Source organism: Pseudoalteromonas sp. XMcav2-N, assembly GCF_024124545.1.
In the GTDB taxonomy this organism is placed as follows: Bacteria; Pseudomonadota; Gammaproteobacteria; order Enterobacterales; family Alteromonadaceae; genus Pseudoalteromonas.
The window spans coordinates 63389-83717 of the sequence record NZ_JAMXSF010000012.1; the positions used below are offsets into that span (position 1 = coordinate 63389).

The 20329-nt window shown below is 48.6% G+C and carries 19 protein-coding genes; 7 read left to right on the forward strand and 12 right to left on the reverse strand.

Annotated features, from left to right (window positions below; translation table 11 throughout):
• Positions 1-6: 6 nt before the first annotated feature.
• Complete coding sequence (locus NH568_RS15745; RefSeq protein ID WP_253048674.1) at positions 7-1140, forward strand: fatty acid desaturase; 1134 nt, start codon at positions 7-9, stop codon at positions 1138-1140.
• A 40-nt stretch (positions 1141-1180) separates the two neighbouring features.
• Positions 1181-2617 carry a Si-specific NAD(P)(+) transhydrogenase gene (sthA, locus tag NH568_RS15750; RefSeq protein ID WP_349288014.1) on the forward strand — a complete coding sequence of 479 codons (1437 nt, stop codon included), beginning with the start codon at positions 1181-1183 and terminating at the stop codon, positions 2615-2617.
• Positions 2618-2643: 26 nt separating this feature from the next.
• Here sthA and NH568_RS15755 read toward each other — a convergent pair whose 3' ends face one another.
• The gene (locus NH568_RS15755) at positions 2644-3894 is read right to left on the reverse strand and encodes a hypothetical protein (protein ID WP_253048675.1); all 1251 of its coding nucleotides are present in this window, start codon (positions 3892-3894) and stop codon (positions 2644-2646) included.
• Entirely contained in the window at positions 3887-4555 is a 669-nt protein-coding gene (locus tag NH568_RS15760; protein WP_253048676.1) for a methylamine utilization protein, read from the reverse strand. The genes NH568_RS15755 and NH568_RS15760 overlap by 8 nt, the downstream gene beginning before the upstream one ends.
• A gap of 172 nt (positions 4556-4727) precedes the next feature.
• On the opposite strand from NH568_RS15760, the gene NH568_RS15765 reads away from it, so the two are divergent.
• Positions 4728-6785 carry a glycoside hydrolase family 97 protein gene (locus NH568_RS15765; RefSeq protein WP_253048677.1) on the forward strand — a complete coding sequence of 686 codons (2058 nt, stop codon included), beginning with the start codon at positions 4728-4730 and terminating at the stop codon, positions 6783-6785.
• A 46-nt stretch (positions 6786-6831) separates the two neighbouring features.
• Here NH568_RS15765 and NH568_RS15770 read toward each other — a convergent pair whose 3' ends face one another.
• On the reverse strand, positions 6832-7995 hold the full coding sequence (locus NH568_RS15770; protein WP_253048678.1) for an MFS transporter: 1164 nt from the start codon (positions 7993-7995) through the stop codon (positions 6832-6834).
• A gap of 80 nt (positions 7996-8075) precedes the next feature.
• Between NH568_RS15770 and NH568_RS15775 the strand changes: the two genes are divergently transcribed.
• On the forward strand, positions 8076-8882 hold the full coding sequence (locus NH568_RS15775) for a helix-turn-helix transcriptional regulator (protein ID WP_253048679.1): 807 nt from the start codon (positions 8076-8078) through the stop codon (positions 8880-8882).
• A gap of 143 nt (positions 8883-9025) precedes the next feature.
• On the opposite strand, the gene NH568_RS15780 is transcribed toward NH568_RS15775, so the two are convergent.
• Complete coding sequence (locus tag NH568_RS15780) at positions 9026-9877, reverse strand: hypothetical protein (protein WP_253048680.1); 852 nt, start codon at positions 9875-9877, stop codon at positions 9026-9028.
• 220 nt (positions 9878-10097) lie between these two features.
• On the opposite strand from NH568_RS15780, the gene NH568_RS15785 reads away from it, so the two are divergent.
• Complete coding sequence (locus tag NH568_RS15785; protein ID WP_253048681.1) at positions 10098-10751, forward strand: XRE family transcriptional regulator; 654 nt, start codon at positions 10098-10100, stop codon at positions 10749-10751.
• A 57-nt stretch (positions 10752-10808) separates the two neighbouring features.
• On the opposite strand, the gene trpS is transcribed toward NH568_RS15785, so the two are convergent.
• Genes trpS through rpe form a run of 3 tightly spaced genes read right to left on the reverse strand, consistent with a single transcriptional unit; the run spans position 10809 to position 13193 of the window.
• A complete protein-coding gene (gene trpS, locus NH568_RS15790) occupies positions 10809-11813 on the reverse strand; it encodes a tryptophan--tRNA ligase (protein WP_253048682.1) in 1005 nt (334 codons plus the stop codon).
• Positions 11806-12504, reverse strand: a complete 699-nt coding sequence (locus NH568_RS15795; protein WP_253048683.1) for an HAD-IA family hydrolase — start codon at positions 12502-12504, stop codon at positions 11806-11808. The genes trpS and NH568_RS15795 overlap by 8 nt, the downstream gene beginning before the upstream one ends.
• Complete coding sequence (gene rpe / locus NH568_RS15800) at positions 12504-13193, reverse strand: ribulose-phosphate 3-epimerase (protein ID WP_138551774.1); 690 nt, start codon at positions 13191-13193, stop codon at positions 12504-12506. The genes NH568_RS15795 and rpe overlap by 1 nt, the downstream gene beginning before the upstream one ends.
• A gap of 184 nt (positions 13194-13377) precedes the next feature.
• Between rpe and NH568_RS15805 the strand changes: the two genes are divergently transcribed.
• On the forward strand, positions 13378-13677 hold the full coding sequence (locus NH568_RS15805) for a hypothetical protein (protein WP_253048684.1): 300 nt from the start codon (positions 13378-13380) through the stop codon (positions 13675-13677).
• 87 nt (positions 13678-13764) lie between these two features.
• Complete coding sequence (locus NH568_RS15810; RefSeq protein WP_253048686.1) at positions 13765-13959, forward strand: DUF2970 domain-containing protein; 195 nt, start codon at positions 13765-13767, stop codon at positions 13957-13959.
• A gap of 229 nt (positions 13960-14188) precedes the next feature.
• Here NH568_RS15810 and NH568_RS15815 read toward each other — a convergent pair whose 3' ends face one another.
• The 5 genes from NH568_RS15815 to NH568_RS15835 all read right to left on the reverse strand — a co-directional run bounded on the left by NH568_RS15815 (position 14189) and on the right by NH568_RS15835 (position 20288).
• On the reverse strand, positions 14189-15019 hold the full coding sequence (locus tag NH568_RS15815; protein WP_054016962.1) for a Dam family site-specific DNA-(adenine-N6)-methyltransferase: 831 nt from the start codon (positions 15017-15019) through the stop codon (positions 14189-14191).
• Between the two features lie 37 nt (positions 15020-15056).
• On the reverse strand, positions 15057-16514 hold the full coding sequence (locus NH568_RS15820) for an AAA family ATPase (protein ID WP_253048688.1): 1458 nt from the start codon (positions 16512-16514) through the stop codon (positions 15057-15059).
• Complete coding sequence (gene aroB / locus NH568_RS15825; protein WP_253048690.1) at positions 16514-17584, reverse strand: 3-dehydroquinate synthase; 1071 nt, start codon at positions 17582-17584, stop codon at positions 16514-16516. The genes NH568_RS15820 and aroB overlap by 1 nt, the downstream gene beginning before the upstream one ends.
• Before the next feature lie 30 nt (positions 17585-17614).
• Positions 17615-18133, reverse strand: a complete 519-nt coding sequence (gene aroK, locus NH568_RS15830; protein WP_046004932.1) for a shikimate kinase AroK — start codon at positions 18131-18133, stop codon at positions 17615-17617.
• Positions 18134-18284: 151 nt separating this feature from the next.
• On the reverse strand, positions 18285-20288 hold the full coding sequence (locus tag NH568_RS15835; RefSeq protein ID WP_253048784.1) for a type IV pilus secretin PilQ family protein: 2004 nt from the start codon (positions 20286-20288) through the stop codon (positions 18285-18287).
• Positions 20289-20329 lie beyond the last annotated feature (41 nt).

Below are 20329 nucleotides of genomic sequence, written 5' to 3' on the forward strand. Positions count from 1 at the left end.
TTAAAAATGAAAAAACCCCCTTTATTGTGGACTAATGTCTTATTTTTTAGTCTGTCCTTTCTTGCTGCGATTACTTTAGTGCCTTGGTATGGCTTTGAGTATGGTTATACGACCACCCACTGGATTGCGTTTGTGGGCTGTATGTTTTACGCCGGGATGTCTATTACCGCCGGCTACCACCGTCTTTGGGCCCACAAAGCCTACGATGCGCACCCTGCTATCCAGGTCTTCTTTGCACTTGGCGGAGCCTTTGCATTGCAAAACAGTGCGCTACACTGGAGCAGTGATCACAGGGTTCACCATGGCCAGGTAGATGACCCGGTGAAAGACCCCTATGCCGCGACACGTGGATTCTGGTATAGCCATATTGGCTGGATGCTCAGAGATTATCAGGGCGATAGCTACGGCGATTACAGTAACGCCCGAGACTTACAACGCAATAAAATTGTGATGTGGCAACACAAGCACTACCTGAAGCTGGTCCTGTTAACGAATATTGGTATCCCTTTGATGCTGGGCCTGGCATTGGGAGACGTATTTGGCATGCTGCTGTTGGCCGGCGTATTACGTCTGGTGCTTAGCCAGCACTTTACTTTTTTCATCAACTCACTGGCCCACATCTGGGGCAAGCGCCCTTATACTGAGAAAAACACAGCCCGGGACAACGGCTTTCTGGCGCTGCTTACTTATGGTGAGGGTTACCATAACTTCCACCATATCTTTGCCAGCGACTATCGCAATGGTATTCGCTGGTATCACTATGATCCAACGAAGTGGATGATCCGTGCTCTGTCTTATCTGGGTCTGGCCAGTAAGCTCAAGCGCACACCGATTGAGCGGATCGAAAAAGCCAAGGCAGAAACCTTGCTGAATAAGACTAAAGTTACCCTGGCGAAATTGCCTTTGGCGCAGGATAAGCTTACATTGTTACAACAAGAGTATGATTTACTGCTGAAAAAGCTTCAGCACTTCTGTGCCGTACAAAAACAGGTACTGGAAACGAAAAAGCATGCCATGCGTGAACAATGCGAGCAATCAGCCCTGTTAAAACAGTATCAGGAACTGGAACAGGCCTGGCAGACACAAAAGCAAGCATGGCTGGCATTAAACTCGAGGTTGTTAAAGGGCGCCACCAGCTAACCCCGAAGCGGCCTCACAAGTCATTATTTAAGGTGAGGCCGTGACTAAGAAAACCTCCACAAAAGCACCCCGTCAGGACGTATCCTATCAGTATGATGCTATCATCATTGGTACGGGTCCCGGCGGTGAAGGTGCAGCCATGAACCTGTCAAAAAGCAACCGCAAAGTGGCTGTGATAGAGCGACAAAAAGACGTCGGGGGTGGCTGTGTACACTGGGGCACAATCCCATCCAAAGCGCTGCGCCACTCCGTCAGCCGGTTAATCGAATACAAAGCCAACCCTCTGTTTCGCTTTAGCGAACGTCCGCAAAGGCTGACTTTCCAGGATATTTTGCATCACGCCAGTGATGTGATCAGCAAACAATCCAGCCTGCGTTCCAGCTTTTACGACCGTAACCGGATCCACCTCTATCAGGGGGATGCCACCTTTGTTGACGCCCATACGATCCAGGTGCAGCATCTGGATGGCTCCAAGGAGTTACTGACTGCGCAAACCATCGTCATTGCCACAGGCTCCAGGCCTTACCGTCCACCCGGTGTCGACTTCGATCACCCGCGTGTCTATGACAGTGATACCATTTTGGACTTAACCCACAACCCGCAGCGCGTGCTGGTTTACGGTGCCGGCGTGATTGGCTGTGAGTATGCGTCGATTTTTAAGGGCTTAGGAGCCAAAGTGGATCTCATCAATACCCGCGACCGGTTGCTGTCATTTATGGATGATGAAATATCTGATGCACTGAGCTATCACTTTTGGAACAGTGGTATCGTGATCCGTCATAATGAAGAGTTTGCCAAGGTTGAGACTCAGGATAAAGGCGTAATACTGCACCTTCAATCCGGTAAAAAGGTTAAGGCAGATTGTATTTTGTGGGCCAATGGTCGAACAGGTAATACCGACTCTCTGAACCTGGATGCTATTGGTCTCAAAGCGGACGGCCGTGGCCAGCTCAAAGTCAATGAGCATTACCAGACTGAAATAGACAATGTCTACGCCGTGGGGGATGTGATTGGCTACCCAAGCCTTGCCAGTGCCGCTTTTGATCAGGGCAGAATTGCTGCCCATGCCATAGTGCATGGCAAGTGCGATGACCGCCTGATCACTGATATTCCAACCGGTATTTACACTATTCCGGAAATGAGTTCAGTGGGCAAAACCGAGCAACAACTCACTGCTGCCAAGATCCCTTATGAAGTCGGCCGTGCCCAGTTCAAACATCTGGCACGTTCACAGATCACCGGCACCGAAGTCGGCTCTCTGAAACTGTTGTTTCATGCTGAAAGCAAAGAAATACTTGGGATCCACTGTTTTGGCGAACGTGCCTCAGAGATTGTCCACATTGGTCAGGCCATTATGGAGCAAAAAGGCAAAGGCAATAACGTCGAATATTTCGTCAACACCACCTTTAACTATCCGACCATGGCCGAAGCCTACCGAGTCGCTGCTCTCAATGGCTTAAACCGCCTGTGTGACTGACGCGAGGATAATTTCTGGCTGCGCTGTTAAAAGCGCAGCTCACCACTGACGCGCCACAATTGTTCAATTTGTCGCGTCGGCCAATTAAAGTCAGCGCGATTTGCCACTTTAGACTCCAGATACTGAAATTCCATTCCGACATGCCAGTGCTCACTGAGCTGCCAGCGACCAGTCAGCGTCACCGCACCTCCCTCGCTGGTATTCGGATCAAACGCCCAGAAGTCTCTGTCTCTGACATCGAACTGCTCTACCCGCCCACTGACACGGTAATCCTGCCATTTATGGGTCAGCAGAATAAACTGGCTGCTAAAGTCGTTATTCACCCCACGGCGCTTGCCCATCGCGGTATTACCGGCCATAGCCTGCATCACAAGATGCGTAGCCCGGGTGATCTTGAAGCGGTAAGCTGCACTGTAAAATTTGGTATCCCAGGCATATTGTCCGGTGTGATAGTTTAATACACTCGGGTCGCCGTTATTGTCGTACCAGTACATGCGTACCGTATGACGCTTCTGATAATCCCAGTGCACACCAAGGTAATAGCCAAACCGGCCATCCACCTCAGTAAAGGGCTCCGTACGCCACGCCTGTTTCGCCAACGGCGGCGCGTTTAGGGCATTAATGGGCGCAAACGCAATGGCTTCGTTGAACACGCTTTGCCGATCGTGCACAGCCCAGCCACGCCAAGCCAGCAAAGTCCCGGCCGGATCATTGCCCTTATACAAGGCGCCAACCAGCTCCCAGTTGTGGCCTGTACGCTGACGTCGCGACAATCGATTGTCGCTGTGCTTAAAGCTCACTTCCGTACCAAAGGTGCGGATCTCCTCACCAAGCCAGGCATTAATGGCGCTGTAACTGTAATTGTAGGGAGACGACCAGCCGATATCCGGGTTTTCCAGCGACATTCGCGGATAAAAACCACCAAAGCGTGCCTGCCACTGCTTGGGCCCTTTATTCAGGGTGTGGTACTGAGCAAACAGCTCGGTAAAACCCAGTTTGCTATCAGGGTCGGGTACATATTGCGCACTGGCTAACAGTGACCATTTGCTCCCTAATTCTGTACGCAGGTCGAGTACCCCACGGCTCAGACTCAATCGCTCTGATTCAGTGCCAAAACGATTCACTGCCACGCCTCGGTTATACCAGGATGCATGCTCACTGCTACTTTGCCAGCTTGCCTGAATCGCCCCTTTGTACTGAAAGCCTTGCGCCTGTGCAGCATTGATGGCCACCGCATTGAGCCCGGCCAGTAACAGCCATTGAAGTGATTTATTCATAGTCATCAAACTCATCACTGAAATCGTCCTGGAACATACCAAGTGCCTGATTCAATTGAATGTTAAGCTTATCACCGGATTTTACTCTTGATAACGAGTTGCTTTCCGGCCTATCCAGATCCATAAACCCCTCATGCCAGACTTTCAAGACCACGTCAGTAAGTTGCGTTTTGGGAAGCGAGATACGTGCGATCCCCTGCTCGTCAGTCACAGCAAAGTGTGTAGAGTCAACCACCAGGATATAACCCAGCATCCAGTCGTGAATATTGCAGCCCAGTTCCACGGCACCGGTCGCTGAAAATGTCAGGGCCTGTGGCTGGTCACGATACAGTTTGAATTCAAAGGATTTAGCGGGAGAAAATGAGTAAACATGATGCAATATAGAGTCATAATTAGGGAAAGACACTTCGGCTTGCCGAGGCACAATCAGCAGGTGCGGTGTAAACGCGCGATCTTTCTGACCCATTTTATAACTTTGCTTTAAGACCGCCTGGTCAGCGGTCAGCCCCTGGCCTGTTAACCACACCGCCGCACCGGGCAGTGCCTTTCCCTGCTTATCGACCAAGTGCACTGAGACTTGCCCACCTGCAGCAAACACACTGGTTGAGACCAGAGCTAGGGCAGCCAAAGCAGTACTAAGAATATGTTTTAATTGAATCATTGCCTGAAAGTTCCTTGCAGCATGAATTTAGTATAGGCCACAGATGTAGACCGGACGACTGTTAGTTTCCATTCATCGCATTTTCAAACTGAATACGTATGCAGAAAGTTCATTGCCCATGGAAGATAACAGTATGCTAAACGCTCACTCACATTTGCAACCGAGATAGTTTATGCGATTAGTCTTCTCAGCAACAGGCATTGCCGCTACGTTGGTCGCCGGTTTATTTACCGGCGCTACTGAGGCTGCAACACACAAAGTCAGCTCGCCCAACGGTAAGCTGACATTTCAGGTCAGCGATGATAACACCCAGCCCAGCTACCAAATCACGTTCAACAACAAGGCGGTGATCGCCCCTTCAAAGCTGGGGTTTGATTTTGCCCGGGCGCCATCACTGCGAGATGGCCTGATCATCAGCAAGACTCTGCGTAACAGTGCAGATGAGCGCTGGCAACAACCCTGGGGCGAGGCTCGAGAGGTCCGTGACCATCACAACGAACTGGTTGTGACTTTGGCAGACGAGCAGTCAAAGCAAGCACAGTATACGCTCAGAGTAAGAGTATTTGATGACGGTGTGGGCTTTCGATATGAAGTCGCAGCGGATTCTGCCCGCTATATAACCCGCGAACTGACTGAGTTTGCTGTTGCAGACAGTGATCAGGCCAATGCCTGGTGGATCCCGGCACGCGGCTGGAATCGCTATGAGTATACTTACAAAACCACAGCGCTACACGATGCGGCTCATGTTCACACCCCTTTCACCTTAAAGAACAAAAACGGCGTTCACGTGAGCATTCATGAAGCCGCCTTGGTTGATTATGCCGCTATGACGCTGAATCAGCGTCGCCCTGGTACCTTTATCAGCGATCTGACGCCCTGGTCTGATGGTATCGCGGTAAAAACCAATGGCCACTTCACAACCCCCTGGCGCACCATTCAGGTCGGTGCGCAAGCCACCGACTTACTCAACTCCCGCCTGATCCTGAACCTGAATGAGCCAAATAAGTTAGGCGATGTATCCTGGGTGGAACCGGGTAAATATCTCGGCATTTGGTGGGGCATGCACATCGGTAAAAACACCTGGGGCAGTGGTGAGAAGCATGGCGCGACCACAGAACGTACCAAAGAGTATCTGAGCTTTGCTGCCGAGCATGGCTTTGATGGCGTACTGGTAGAAGGCTGGAATACCGGCTGGGACGGCGATTGGTTTTTCAATGGTGATGTCTTCAGCTTTACCGAGGCTTACCCCGATTTCGACCTGGATGCCATTGCCACCCATGGTAAAAAGGTGGGTGCCCGACTGATCGGCCACCATGAAACGTCAGGTAACGTCAGTAACTATCGTGACCAAATGGCAGATGCTTTTGCGCTGTACGAAAAAGCGGGTGTCCGCCAGGTAAAAACCGGCTACGTGGCTGATGGTGGCAACATCAAACGTATTGATGAACGTGGCCATGCCCGTTTTGAATGGCATGACGGTCAGTTTATGGTTAATGAGTATCTGGACAATGTGAAACTAGCAGCCAAACATAAGATCAGCATCAATACCCATGAGCCAATTAAGGACACCGGGTTGCGTCGCACCTATCCAAACTGGCTGACCCGTGAGGGTGCACGTGGCCAGGAGTTTAACGCCTGGGGTACCCCGCCTAACCCGCCGGAGCATACCACTATGCTGGCCTATACGCGCATGTTGTCTGGTCCGATGGACTTTACACCCGGCATTTTTGATATGAGCTTTAACGGCCTGGGTGACAAAACCAACCGGCCACAAACCACCCTGGCGAAGCAACTGGCACTGTATGTAGTGCTGTACAGTCCGGTACAGATGGCCGCCGATCTGCCAGAAAACTACCTTGCCAGACCGGATGCCTTCCAGTTCATCAAGGATGTGCCAGCAGATTGGGAGCAGAGTGTTGCGCTGGCAGGTGAGGTTGGTGACTATGTGGTGTTTGCCCGTAAAGCGCGCAAACGCGGCAAGTACTCGGGTAAAGATTGGTATTTAGGGGCCATCACCGACGAGCACGCCAGAAGCATTGACGTCAAGCTCGACTTCCTTGAGCCGGGCCAGCGCTTCGAAGCCCAGATCTATCAGGATGGCCCTGAGGCTGAGTGGAAACACAACCCCTATGATTTGAGCATTCAAAAACAGATTGTCACAGCACAGGATACTTTAACGCTGAAGCTCGCCACCAGTGGCGGTACCGCGATCCGCTTTAAAGCCCTTTAACACGAGATTCTTATCGATACAGCCGCCCGCAATGGGCGGCTTTTTATCAGGCAGCCACACGCTTCAAGTGCGGTGTAATAAACTGACTGAGTATCAAAGAGCACCCCGCCAATGCCGCGCCAAAGTAAAACACCAGGGACTGATCATACAACCACACCACACCAAAACTGGCCGGGATCACCACAGCGGCAATATGGTTGATGGTAAAACTGACACCCGCAGTGGCCGCAATGTCCTCGGGCCGGGCTATTTTCTGGAAGTAGGTTTTCAGTGCAATGGCCATGGCAAAGAAGATGTGATCTACCACATACAGCACTGCCGCCAGCTGGGCCGACTCCACCAGTGCATATCCCACAAACACCAGTACTAACCCGGAATATTCCACTGTCAGCGCCTTTTGCTCACCAATACGATTAATCATCTGGCCTATCTTCGGGGCAACAAAAATGTTCACAACATGGTTGAGCATGTACAACGCAGTGATCTCGGCCACATCAAAGCCAAACTTTTCAACCATTAAAAAGCCGGCAAACACCATAAAGATTTGACGACGAGCACCGGAGAAAAAAGTCAGAATGTAATACAGGGAATATTGCTTACGCAGAATTAATTTCTTGTGCTGCGTTGCTTGCTGCACAAATTGCGGGTGCGTTGCCGCCATAAATAATGTTAATGCCAGTCCAGCCCCGCCAAATAGTAAGTACACCCAGACATAATCTGTGGCCAGCCAGGTAAACGCCACCCAGATTAAGCCAAAAGTCACCAGCGAAGCCATCGATTTAATAGAGAGTAAACGCCCTAATTGCTCTGGCGCCTCCTCTTTGCTAAACCATTGTAAACTCAGCGACTGATTAAGCGTTTCAAAATAGTGAAAGCCAATAGACATAAGCACTGTTGTGGCATACAGGCCATACACGCTGGGGAAAAAGCCCGTCAGGGCGACCCCGGTTGATAATAAACATAAACTTACCAGCGCAAAGGTTTGCTCCTTCAGCACCAGCAACACAAATACTGCCGTAAAAGCCAAAAAGCCAGGCACCTCGCGCAATGACTGCAACATGCCAATATGCGCGCCAGTAAACGCAGCCTGTTCAATGGCAAAATTATTAAGTAAGGCATTCCAGGCCGAAAAGGTCATTGCCATTACAATGGTCGCCAGCACCATAAAGCTCATTGGGGACGGCACAAAGAGTCGGGTTGGGTTTTTCATTCACAGTCCTTAAGCACATTGATCGCCGTTAGTGGCCCGGTTAGTATATGAGCTGAGCCCGCTGGCTAATATGGAAAATCATGACACAAAGTTTATCAAATCGGACAGATGCTTCCTGGCGCAGTGTGTCCAGTCGCTTTAAAAGAAAGACACTGGGCAGGCCGATCTTCCCACGCCCTACCACTATGCCCGCCAATGAGCATGTGCGCTCACACAGCCATCACTGGGGGCAGATCACTTATATTAGTGATTCGGTCATGACCATTTTTACGCCGCAGGGCACTTTCGTCATTCCACCGCAACAGGCATTGTGGATCCCACCCAATGTGGAGCATGAAACATTCTGCCGCTATGGCGGGCATTTTCGCAGCGTTTATATTGATGAAAAGTATGCCGCGATATTAGGCGATCAGGCAAAAACTCTGGTAGTTGATACGCTGCTAAAAGAGATGATCCTGACCATCTGCACCTGGCCCGAAGACTATCTGCTCGATGATAAAACCGAGCGCTTTATCCAGGTGTTTATCGATCGACTGGAGCTGGCGCCCACCAGCGCGTTTTTTATTCCCAAGGCAGATGACCAGCGACTGCTGCCGATTGTCAGTGAACTGTATTCTAACCCGGGCTGTACACGGACTTTAGAGCAGTGGGGTGAACAGGTCGGCGCATCGGCCAGAACACTGAACCGGCTGTTTCATAAAAGCTTTGCCATGAGCTTTAGTCAGTGGAAGCAAAAACTCAGAGCGCTGCGTGCGGTGGAAATGCTCACCGCCGGAGAAACCCAACAGGCCATTGCCCAGCAGCTGGGTTTCGAATCCAGTTCGGCGTTTAATAGCGCGTTTAAGAAGTACTTTGGTACAACCCCCCGGCAATACATAAAACGCTAATATCCCCCTGCAGAGAGAAGATAGTCAGCTCATCATAGGCTGATGATCAGACGTTACCTGAACTGGAGCAAATAACTCAAGGCAGTTTAAAAGAAAAAGGGGCCACAAGCCCCTACGATTCTAGATTTGTGTGGCAAAGTCCATCACGGCTTGTAGTAACAAACGGCTTGGCGGCTCAGCTCACCCGGCACGCCAGTAAAGCCAAATTTACACTCATATTCCGCACCTTGAAACCAGTTTCTTAAAGCAAATTCAATGTCAGTGTAACGCTTAAAAGATTGAGACGTACTTCCGGGAGCCGGATAAGTTGCAGTTGTCTTATTATTATCCTGTTTAAACTTAACTTCATCAGTGCCCTGGCATCCATCTTTCGTCATGATACAAATGTTAGTAGGCACTTTCTTGCCGTCTTTGCGTACACTGAAGTGCATGGTAATACCAGTTTTATTCAATTGACCACTTTCGCCAGACACTAAGTTTGCAATCTGTTTGATCGACTCATCTACCGCCTGGACACCTGCTCGGACCGCAGCACTATTCAGGAAGGCCTGAACCAGCCCCTGTTCCTGTGCCGGTGGCGCAGAAGGAACCGGACGTCGGCTTGTTCGTTGCACATGCTGGAACTGCTGCATTTCAAACCCGTACATTTCATAGCTTTGCTGCTCTTCTGGCACATTACCATGTGGCGTACAGTTATTCCTCGGATCCATGCAGGGGTCATATGGTACATAGCGGTAAGAATAGAGACCACGATTTATCCCTGCACGGATAAAGTCCTCAAGTATGGTTCGGGTATGCGCCTGCGTCATACAATAGCCGTTGTTGATCGTACACAATGAAGAAAAAGTAATATTCTGCATCTTGCCGTTGGCCACGGTCAGAAATACTTGGATCTCTTCCCCTTCCCGGGTTTTGAAGTATATTTCTTTATGAGGGGTGGCAAATGTATTCATGCTGATAAACAGACCCAGCAAGGCAAAAATCATTTTTTGCATTTTTTAATCCTTAAATACTAGACTCAACTTTTCATCTATGTTTCCATAAACGGAAACAAAAATTAACAAAAAAAACACCAAAAATCAACACGCATTGCAAATTCAAGCTTAGAGATATAATTTGGATATTTTTCAGCCAATTAACATCGTAATACTGTACAGTAACTCAAGAGACAAGTACTCTGAGCGCCTTTCTTCGTTGTAACCTGCATGGGGTGTCATGAGCACAGCATTTTCGCGTCGATTTGTTACCTTAATCGACCAGTTTAGTGCCGGAAATAAGCGTCAGTTTGCGCTACTTACCGGCAAATCACCGTCGCATATTTATCGTATTTGTCGTGGTCTGAGCAGACCATCCGTTGCTTATCTGGAGCATTTGTACAGTCTATTTGGCCTGGATCTGAACTGGTTGCTTACAGGTGAACAACCCGTTGAACATGCCACGCGATCTGGTGGCGAGGACATGCTGATGGTACCTAAGCTGGATGTGGAAGCCAGTGCCGGTTTTGGTAGCATCAATGGCAGTGAAGATATCACAGAACAGTTCGCCCTGAATAAACGCTGGTTGAGCACTCAGCTGGGCGTGTACAGTGAACAGCTGGCGTTTGTTACTATTCGCGGTGACAGTATGCTACCGACGCTGCAACACGGCGACATGGTACTGGTTGATTTAAGCCAGCGTGACGCGAACAAACGTGGTGTATTTGTGCTGCAAACCGAAGATGGTCTGATGGCCAAACGCTTACAACAGCACCGGGATCATATTAGCGTTGTGAGTGATAACCCTGAGTACCCGGCCTGGCAGATCCAGGCCGACAATGCTCAGCAACATGGTATCGCAGGCAGAATCGTCTGGTGTGGTCGCAGTATGTAACCCCTAAGACAGCAAAAAGCCAGCATAAGCTGGCTTTTTGTTTTTATAGCCTGACGGCTACGGGCGCGGAATAAATCCAACGGCGTCGTATGCCGCTTTCAGCGTTTTCTCAGCACGGGCTCCGGCCTTTTCTGCACCGTTGCGCATGATCTGATCTAGCAGCGCCTGATCTTCACGGATCTCTCTGAAGCGTGCCTGCATCGGCTCCAGCATGGCCACAACCGCATCAGCGGTGTCTTTTTTCAGATGACCATACATTTTGTCTTCGTACTCAGGCACCAGATCAGCCACATCGCGTTTGGTTGCCACTGACAACAGAGTCAGCAGGTTAGAAACACCGGGCTTTTCTTCACGGTCAAAGTAAATGCGCGCCTGCTCATCTGAATCCGTCACTGCCTTTTTAAGCTTTTTCTCAATCTTTTTCGGTTCATCCAGAAGCATAATGTATGCATTGGGGTTGTCGTCCGATTTAGACATTTTCTTTAACGGATCCTGCAAGCTCATTACCCGTGCGCCCAGCTCAGGAATGTACGGCTCCGGGACTTTAAATACATCACCATATAAGTTGTTAAAGCGCGTTGCGATATCACGGGTGAGTTCAAGGTGCTGTTTCTGGTCTTCTCCCACAGGGACCTGATCGGCCTGATAAAGCAGAATGTCTGCAGCCTGAAGTACCGGATAAGAAAACAAGCCAACGTTGACATTATTGGTGTTCTTGGCTGACTTGTCCTTGAACTGAGTCATACGATTCAGCTCACCCATTTGCGCATAACAGTTCAGCACCCAGCTTAACTGGGCATGCTCTGGCACCTGCGACTGCACAAACAACGCCGACTTTTCAGGGTCGATACCGCAGGCCGCATACAGCGCAATACCATCTAAAACTCGCTCACGCAGGGCACTTGGTTCCTGACGCACAGTGATGGCATGCAAATCAACCAGCATAAAGAAACAATCATGATCTTCCTGTAGCTTAAGCCACTGGTTAATGGCACCCACATAATTGCCTATTGTCATACCACCGGTTGGCTGAATGCCACTTAATACTACTGGTTTAGTCATTGTGTTCCTTTAGTCCTATCTTAGTTAAAGGTTGATTTAAAATGGGGATTATATCCAAGAAGCCCTCACAGAGGTACTGTGGATTAAATGTCGCCAGGTCCAGTCCTTGATTGTACCCATTTTTGAGTGCAATCACAGGCATTTCAGCGGCCTGGGCTGCCAAAATATCACTTTTCGAATCACCCACCATAATGGCATCTTGTGGCTCGATGTTCAGCTGCAGACAGGCCGACAGGAGCGGTTCTGCCGCAGGCTTTTTCTGACCGTCATCACCACACACAACCACCTCAAAATGTTGGCTCAGGTTGAGGCTATCGAGTAGCTGTAGTGTAAATTCCCGGCTTTTATTGGTTACGACAGCTTTGGGGACATGATTGAATGCTGCCAATACCGTTTCGACATTGGCATAAAGCAGTGAATATTGCCCAACAAGCGCCCGATAATGGCCTGCAAATCGTTCCTGTGCTTCTGTCACCAAACGCGGGGGCAATTCTGCGTTGATCTCATTGCTACCACTGAGACCACGCTGTACCAGCACGTCAATCCCATTGCCGACCCACTCAAGCACCTGAGTGCGACTGACCACAGGAAATGCCACTTCTGTTAAAGTCAGATTCAGTGCCATATACAAATCGTGCGCACTGTCGACCAGCGTCCCGTCAAGATCAAATAAAATACCCTGATACCGCATTAGCCCACCTTAGCGAGCTCTGTACGCATCGCATCAATGACCGTCCGATAGTCTGGTTGATTAAAAATAGCCGATCCAGCAACAAACATATCCGCGCCTGCCGCAGCAACCTCAGCGATGTTATCGACTTTAATACCGCCGTCGACTTCAAGACGAATTTTTCGACCGCTGGCATCAATACGCTCACGGACCTGACGCAGTTTATCGAGTGTCTGAGGGATAAAACTCTGGCCACCAAAACCCGGATTCACAGACATCAGCAGGATCTGATCCACTTTATCCATCACATAATCCAGATAATGCAATGGTGTTGCAGGGTTAAGCACCAAACCCGCTTCACAGCCCTGCTCTTTGATCAAACCCAGACTGCGGTCAATGTGTTCACTGGCTTCCGGGTGAAAAGTGATAATGTCAGCCCCCGCTTTCGCGAATTCGGGGATGAGGCTATCTACGGGTTTAATCATAAGGTGTACATCGATTGGGGCGGTGATACCGTAGTTGCGCAAGGCTTCACAGATCATTGGGCCAAAAGTCAGGTTGGGGACATAATGGTTATCCATGACGTCGAAATGCACAACATCTGCACCGGCAGCCAATACCTTGGCGACGTCTTCACCCAACTTTGCAAAATCGGCAGACAAAATGGACGGTGCAATTAAGAACTCGGATTTATTATTGTTCTGCGACATACTACCCCCTGAAACAAAATGTCAGCGGCTACTGTAACCTATCTTAGCGTTAAAAACACCTGATTGTTGGGCGCTCGTAGTAATCTCATTTGCGAGCAATTGCAACTTTTGCAAGACAAAGCGATTGTTTAATAATCACTCATAGTGTACTATTTATAGATAACTATTCACTGGGGATATGGTTATGTTAGGTCAGCTAAAAACACGGACGCTTTTGCTTACGGCTGCTGTAGTCTTGTCTGCTGGCGTGTTTTCGTTCAGCGGCGATGATGCCTTAATCGCAAAACACCACTCGTGTCAATGTTCTACAACTCAAGTGAGTCAGCATGCGCAAGCCAATGCATGCAAGCTGGAATCACACACCAGCTGGTACGCCTGGCTTACTGGCGGCAGTAGTAACGGGCAATTCCATTACCTGGATCTGCTTGAACTGTTACTTGGTTCAGATGACGAGCAGACTTCAAGTCAGTTTTCACAATTTTAATTCAGTACAAGTACACTTAGCTAAGGCGAGTTTGTATTTGTACACTATACTGATCGGTATCTTAGTTCAGACAGGAGCCGGGACGCCGTGACAGAACGATTCTTTATACTCATTCAGAGTGTACTTGCTGCGATGTTTGGAGTGCAGAGTCAGGCCAAATATCGCATCGACTTCAACCAGAAACACTTTTGGCCCTTTGCCTTTCTCGCCGTGTGCTTTGTTATTTTACTGGTGCTGGTGTTAGCTTGGTTTGTCAATTCAGTGGTGCTGTCGCAGCCATAAACCTGTAAATGCTGAAGGGTTATACCAATTTGCTTAATTAGTGTTCTATTTTGAGGCAATAAAATAGGGTCGATAACACCGCTCCCGTGTCCTGCTATCGCTGAGGCACCTATGTCCATATAGGCGAGGCAAAAATTTTGCTATTTAGTTGTTCTAAATGAGAAATTTTTAACGCCGTTAGCGTCATATTTGCTCCTTCAAATAGAGCAGGTATTAAGTGAAATTGGTATTAGTCGTGATACAAAGCCATTAGCTCATCAACCCGGTTCCGGCCTGTGCCTTTCGGGCTAATGGTCCGCTTTACCTGGATCACATCCAGTTTAGCTTGGCTATATATTTTGCGTGTCAGCACAGTGTCGTGGTTGGAAATAAGCACAGGAGTATGCTGCTCAAATGCGGCAGTCTCCGCCAGGTTTGCAAGTTGCGCCTGATCATCCAGGTTGAACCCGCCTTTAGCATAAGCAGTAAATGAAGCGGTTTTGCTTAATGGCACATAGGGTGGATCACAGTACACCACAGCTTTGTCTGGGATACGTTTAAAAACCTGCTCATAACTCAGGCAGGTAAATGTGGCCTGCTGTGCTTTTTCTGAAAAAAAGTACAGTTCGTTTTCCGGGAAATAGGGACGTTTGTATTTACCGAACGGCACATTGAAAATGCCCTTCAGATTGTAGCGGCATAAACCATTGTATCCATGGCGATTCATATATAAAAACAGAATAGCTCGTTCATATACGTCGACACTTTCATTAAATTGCTGACGATACGCATAATACGCATCGGAATGGTTATTCAGATCCACAAACAGCTTTTTGGCATCACTGATGAACTCATCCGGTGTGCGTTGCAGCTCTTTGTACAGGTTAATCAGATCCGCATTGATGTCATTGAGTATATAGTGCTTAAAGTGGCTGTTGAGAAAGACAGAACCGGCCCCAACAAAGGGCTCCACCAGAGTTTCGGCCTCTTCATTTGCGGCTTGCAAGCGCTTGGTAATATCTTCCACCAAGGCGTATTTTCCACCTGCCCATTTTAGAAAAGCTCTGGTTTTTTTTTGCATGATCTGACTAGTTACCCCAAAGTAGCGCGATTCTACACTATTTTTGTGTTTGTGACTGTTGGATTTGTTGCTTAATTTGCACGATACGTTTAAAAAACGGCTGCCCTGCTAATACCGCTTCCGGTAAATTAGCCCGTGCCTGTTTCGCCTCATCTAAGGTCGCAAAGGGTGCTACCGTCACAAACCACCAGTCTTTCCCGGCACGCACCACCTGTGCAGTTCGGATCTGTGACAAATTATGCTGTTCGATATACCGGCGTGCTACAGTATGATCTGTGACAGCAAGTAACTGAATTGTCCATGCGTTGCTGTCCTGAGTCATAAACCAGTCATTGTCAGATTTAGTCTGTGGTTGCGCATCATTTGCAACCTGTACTGGTTTAACTGTGGGGTCTGGCTTCTGTGCCTGGTTTTCTATAACTGGCTGTGCGGTGTCATTGGGAGCTCCCTGCTCTGAAAGCGCCTGCGCAACAGCTGGCACATCAGCGGTACTTTGCAAGTCTGGTACGGGTGTTATATCACCTTCCTTTTGTTGTGCAGGGACCACACTCTGACCTGTACCCTGATCCGTATCACTCAGAGTTAAAGCATTCAGTATGGACTTCACATCATGCTGACTCATGCTCTGAGTATGCTCTCTTTCTTCGGCTGGTGTTTGAGGTTCAGGCTGCTCAGCCTCGGACAACACCTCTTGAGTTGTCAGCACCGTCGGCTGCGGTAGTTCGGTAACAGCTGCTTTTTCAACATCCTGTTGCATGCGCAATAGGTCCGCCCAGTCTTTTTGATACACTACCGCTACCAGCGATAATATACCAATCGCAATAAATGCCCCCAAAAATCCACGTAGTTGTCGACGGCTTATTGTTCGTTCAGACTTGAGCGTCAGTTGATGCTGATTTTGCTGCCATTCCAGCAAAATACTGGGGTTGCCACCTGACTCATTTAAAAAAGTGGAGAAAATCGGATCTTCTTGCGGCGGAAGCTCTTGAAAGAACATTGCCATCAGACGACGACTTTCCATTAATGATAAGGGTTCCAGGTGAATATCCAGCGCCTCGGGTAATATCTTTGGCGCTTGTCCTGTAGTCAAAATATATAAGGTATCAGGTGCTTTTTTCGCCAGCAACTGAAGTTCCTGGATAAGTTCATCACTGAGGTGACGTGCACCATCAATCACCCACAGAGACGGGCCACAGGGTTGTTCATTGTACAGAACAAAAAAATTCTCACTCAATGACAACTTATGATCAACCAGAGGAGCGCGAAAACTGTTCTCTAGTAATTGCTGAACCAGTTCGGTGTCTTTGGTATGCGCGCTGAGCTTTACAAAGGCTTTATTAAATTCAGGGTATTTATCTGTGATGAAAGACTCAGCCAGATAGCTTTTACCTAATCCGGAATTGCCAACCAGGCATATAAGATTCTGCCCATACTCAAACTGCATTGCAATCCGGTCGACCAGGGCAGCCCGACTCGGTAAAATTTGCGACTGCATCAGTGCCCTATTAGCTGGCCTAAGGTGTCATCAGATACGTCGTCCACCAACTGACATTCGCCAAGCGAAGTTGGTATGATAAAGCGGATCTTACCTTGCTTGTTTTTCTTATCTTTACGCATGTGGGAAATAAACTGTGCCGTTGTCATAGACTCTGGCGCTGCAATCGGCAGTTGATACATTTCCAGCAACGCAGCAATTCGCGCCACTTCAATGTCTGTCAACGCACCTCTTGACTGCGCCAATCGGGCAGCAAGCATCATGCCCGCAGCGACTGCCTCACCATGTAACCAAACACCATAGCCCATCTGCGCTTCAATGGCATGACCAAACGTATGCCCCAAATTAAGCAGCGCACGCAGGCCTGCTTCCTTCTCGTCTTGCGCCACAATCTCGGCCTTAATAGCACAACAGCGGTGGATCACTTGCATCAGCAACTCGGTGTCCAGGCTTTGTAATGCCCTGCTATTGTGCTCAAGCACAGTCAGGAAGGCTTTGTCGTAGATCAGACCATATTTGATCACTTCAGCCATACCAGCGGCAAACTCTCTAGGTGGCAGGCTTTGTAGCGTGTTGGTATCAATAAACACCGCTTTAGGCTGATAGAAAGCGCCTATCATGTTTTTGCCTAGCGGGTGATTGACAGCCGTTTTGCCACCAACCGATGAATCGACCTGAGATAGCAAGGTTGTGGGGATCTGAATAAATGGCACACCGCGTTGATAACACGCCGCAACAAATCCGGTCAAATCACCCACGACACCACCACCTAAGGCGATCAGGCAAGTATCCCGGCCACAATTATGCTCAAGTAAGAATGCATTAACGCGCTCAAACCACTCAAGTGTTTTGTACTGCTCACCATCAGGAATACAGAAATGAAGTGGGTTTGTGCCATCCAACTGCATTAGTAAACTGTCGAGATACAGAGGTGCAACCGTCTCGTTGCTAATGATGACGGGGCGCGCATTGCCAATATGCTGCAATAACCGCCCCTTATCGGAGAGAAGATCTTGGCCAATATAGATAGGATAGCTACGCTCGTTTAAATCGACTTTTAATTCAAGCATGTGCTGTCACCTCCTATCTAGCCTACATGTTTAGAAATCTAACTTCTCAATAATTTGATTCGCCACCACTTTGGCGCTTTGCTCATCTGTGCGTACAACGTGATCCGCTACTTCTTTATAAAGCGGTTCACGTTCGTTTGCCAGACGCACTAATACGTCGCGTGAATCTTCTTCTGTTTGTAGCAAAGGACGACGCTTATCGCGCTGTGTACGTGCTACTTGCTTTTCAATTGGAGTCTCAAGATAGACCACAATACCACGCGCAGATAGCTTGTTACGTACCTCTTTACTGATGACTGAGCCGCCGCCAGTAGCCAATACGATGCCTTGCTTTTCGGTAAGATCAGAAATCACGGTCTCTTCGCGACGACGAAACCCTTCTTCCCCTTCAATATCGAACACCCAGGAGATATCGGCCCCTGTACGGCGCTCGATTTCTTGATCTGAATCGAAGAACTCCAGATGTAATTGGTCCGCAATGTGACGACCAATCGTGCTCTTACCAGCCCCCATTGGGCCTACCAGAAATATATTACGTTTCTCAGCCATATCTTTTTAGTACAAACGAACTCTAAAATTTGAAATAAAACCCCGCCTAACGACCTGGCCCCAAAATTAAGGAGGGGATTATCTCAGCATTCAATGCGTGATTTCAAGTCAAAAGGCAACTTTCACGCCCATTATTATTATTTTAGTCAGACTAGAGCGAGTCATGCATGATCTTAGGCGTCACAAAAATCAGTAACTCTCTCTTTTCGTTGATTTCTCGAGTGTTCCTAAATAAGACACCTAAATAAGGCACATCACCTAGTACAGGCACCTTGCTCACCGCATTGGTCATTTCCTGCTGGTAAATACCACCCAACACGACTGTCTGACCGTTTTCTACCAATACCTGTGTTTGGATCCGTTGCGTGTTGATTGCTACCGCCGGGCCATTGGCTGTTTGCACTGTATCACCTCGCGTATCCTGCGTTATGACAAGATCCAAAATAATTTTATTATCTGGTGTAATTTGTGGTGTCACCTCTAAACTCAACACCGCTTTTTTAAACTGCACAGTTGACGCACCACTTGAGGCTGATTCCACATACGGGATTTCGGTACCTTGCTCAATGCGTGCCGTTTTCTGGTTTGCAGTCGTGATACTCGGTGTTGCGATGATTTCACCCTTATTTTCCTGCTCCAGCGCTGACAGTTCCAAGTCTATTAAAGTCCCATCTGACAATTTGGCAATGTGCATGCCTAAGCTGCCTGCAGGGTTTTGCACCGGCAGATTCACGTTCAAACGCTCGGTCAAGTCAGGGATAGTGCCACCGGAGAGCTTATTGGTGGCTTCCAGAGTGCCCGAAATCGCATCGGTGCCTTGTTGGTCACTAAACCCCCAGCGGATCCCTAAATCTTCCTGAACATTATCAGATACCGTCACCATACGAGACTCGATACGTACCTGCTTAACTGGCACATCCAGCGTCTCAACCATGCGTCTGACATTCTCAATGCTGCGTGATGTATCCTTGATCAATAAGGTATTGGTCCGCTTATCAACCGATACACTGCCGCGCAAGCTGATGATCGAGTTTTCATCTGTTTTTAGCAGATCAGCAAACTCCTCAGCTTTGGCATAATTGAGTTGAATATACTCGCTATATAAAGGTTCAAGTTCCTCGACCTGCCGTTTCGCCTGCAATTCTTTCGCTTCTCTGGCTGCCAACTCCTCAGACGGTGCCACCATTAAGATGGCGCCTTCCATCCGCTTGTCCAGCCCTTTAACCCGTAACACCACATCTAATGCCTGATCCCAGGGAACGCCGTCCAGACGTAGCGTAATATTCCCGGTTACTGAGTCACTCGTGACCAGGTTAAAGTTATTGGTATCGGCAATGATCTGTAGCACTGAGCGAATAGGAATGTCCTGAAAGTTCAGCGTGATCGGCTGGCCCTGATAGTTTTTCTTGTCTGTGTAAGAGAATTCCTGGTCGTCTTTTTCGACTGTCAGCGTAAAAATGTTATCCAGTTGCTGATAATTGAATTTAAATGCCCCATTGGGCATTATCACCAGCCGGCTCTTGCCTTCTTCCCGGAACGTTTCTACCGTGCTTACAACAGTGCCAAAATCCACCACGTCAAGTTCATACAGTAACTCATCAGGGATATCGATGTGATGAAAGTCAGCAAAGATCTGCCCGCCCCGTTCCTGTACATCTATTGCTGCCTGGCTGGAGTCCAGAAATGCCAGGATCTGCGCCGCGCCTTTTTCTGTGCGCCTGAAGTCAATATTCTGGATCCGATTCATCGCACTGTGCAGTGTATCTGCCTGTGCATCATCGCTGGCAACCGGAATAGGCTGATCAGAAACCTTAACGTAAACCAGGTTGTTCTTTACCTCGGTACGATACAGTTTGAGGGTTTTCATTTGCACACTGAGCACAAAGCCGCCATTTTCCATTCTGCTCTGGATCTGTTCAATGCCAGCCTTGTTTACTTTAAGTAATTCCAGGCTTTCCTCGAACTCAGCATCAGGAAAAAACAGCTCAATACGTGCGGGCTCGTTCATTACCTGCACTTTTGGTTCAATGGTCAGTTTTTCATCAAAAACAAGCTGCAACTCTGTTTCGCCGGTTGGCACCGGGTTGTAACGAACATCGTACAGCATTGGCATCGCATGAGAGAACAGCGCAGTACCCATTAAAATGCCGCCCATCAGCGTTTTCACAACGTATTTGATCCCGTCGCGCGCAATCA

Coding starts and splice junctions, on each gene's coding strand:
- NH568_RS15745 (WP_253048674.1), top strand. CDS start 7: ATGAAAAAACCCCCTTTATTGTGGACTAATGTCTTATTTTTTAGTCTG.
- NH568_RS15755 (WP_253048675.1), bottom strand. CDS start 3,894: ATGAATAAATCACTTCAATGGCTGTTACTGGCCGGGCTCAATGCGGTG.
- NH568_RS15760 (WP_253048676.1), bottom strand. CDS start 4,555: ATGATTCAATTAAAACATATTCTTAGTACTGCTTTGGCTGCCCTAGCT.
- NH568_RS15765 (WP_253048677.1), top strand. CDS start 4,728: ATGCGATTAGTCTTCTCAGCAACAGGCATTGCCGCTACGTTGGTCGCC.
- NH568_RS15770 (WP_253048678.1), bottom strand. CDS start 7,995: ATGAAAAACCCAACCCGACTCTTTGTGCCGTCCCCAATGAGCTTTATG.
- NH568_RS15775 (WP_253048679.1), top strand. CDS start 8,076: ATGACACAAAGTTTATCAAATCGGACAGATGCTTCCTGGCGCAGTGTG.
- NH568_RS15780 (WP_253048680.1), bottom strand. CDS start 9,877: ATGCAAAAAATGATTTTTGCCTTGCTGGGTCTGTTTATCAGCATGAAT.
- NH568_RS15785 (WP_253048681.1), top strand. CDS start 10,098: ATGAGCACAGCATTTTCGCGTCGATTTGTTACCTTAATCGACCAGTTT.
- trpS (WP_253048682.1), bottom strand. CDS start 11,813: ATGACTAAACCAGTAGTATTAAGTGGCATTCAGCCAACCGGTGGTATG.
- NH568_RS15795 (WP_253048683.1), bottom strand. CDS start 12,504: ATGCGGTATCAGGGTATTTTATTTGATCTTGACGGGACGCTGGTCGAC.
- rpe (WP_138551774.1), bottom strand. CDS start 13,193: ATGTCGCAGAACAATAATAAATCCGAGTTCTTAATTGCACCGTCCATT.
- NH568_RS15805 (WP_253048684.1), top strand. CDS start 13,378: ATGTTAGGTCAGCTAAAAACACGGACGCTTTTGCTTACGGCTGCTGTA.
- NH568_RS15815 (WP_054016962.1), bottom strand. CDS start 15,019: ATGCAAAAAAAAACCAGAGCTTTTCTAAAATGGGCAGGTGGAAAATAC.
- NH568_RS15820 (WP_253048688.1), bottom strand. CDS start 16,514: ATGCAGTCGCAAATTTTACCGAGTCGGGCTGCCCTGGTCGACCGGATT.
- aroB (WP_253048690.1), bottom strand. CDS start 17,584: ATGCTTGAATTAAAAGTCGATTTAAACGAGCGTAGCTATCCTATCTAT.
- aroK (WP_046004932.1), bottom strand. CDS start 18,133: ATGGCTGAGAAACGTAATATATTTCTGGTAGGCCCAATGGGGGCTGGT.
- NH568_RS15835 (WP_253048784.1), bottom strand. CDS start 20,288: ATGGGCGGCATTTTAATGGGTACTGCGCTGTTCTCTCATGCGATGCCA.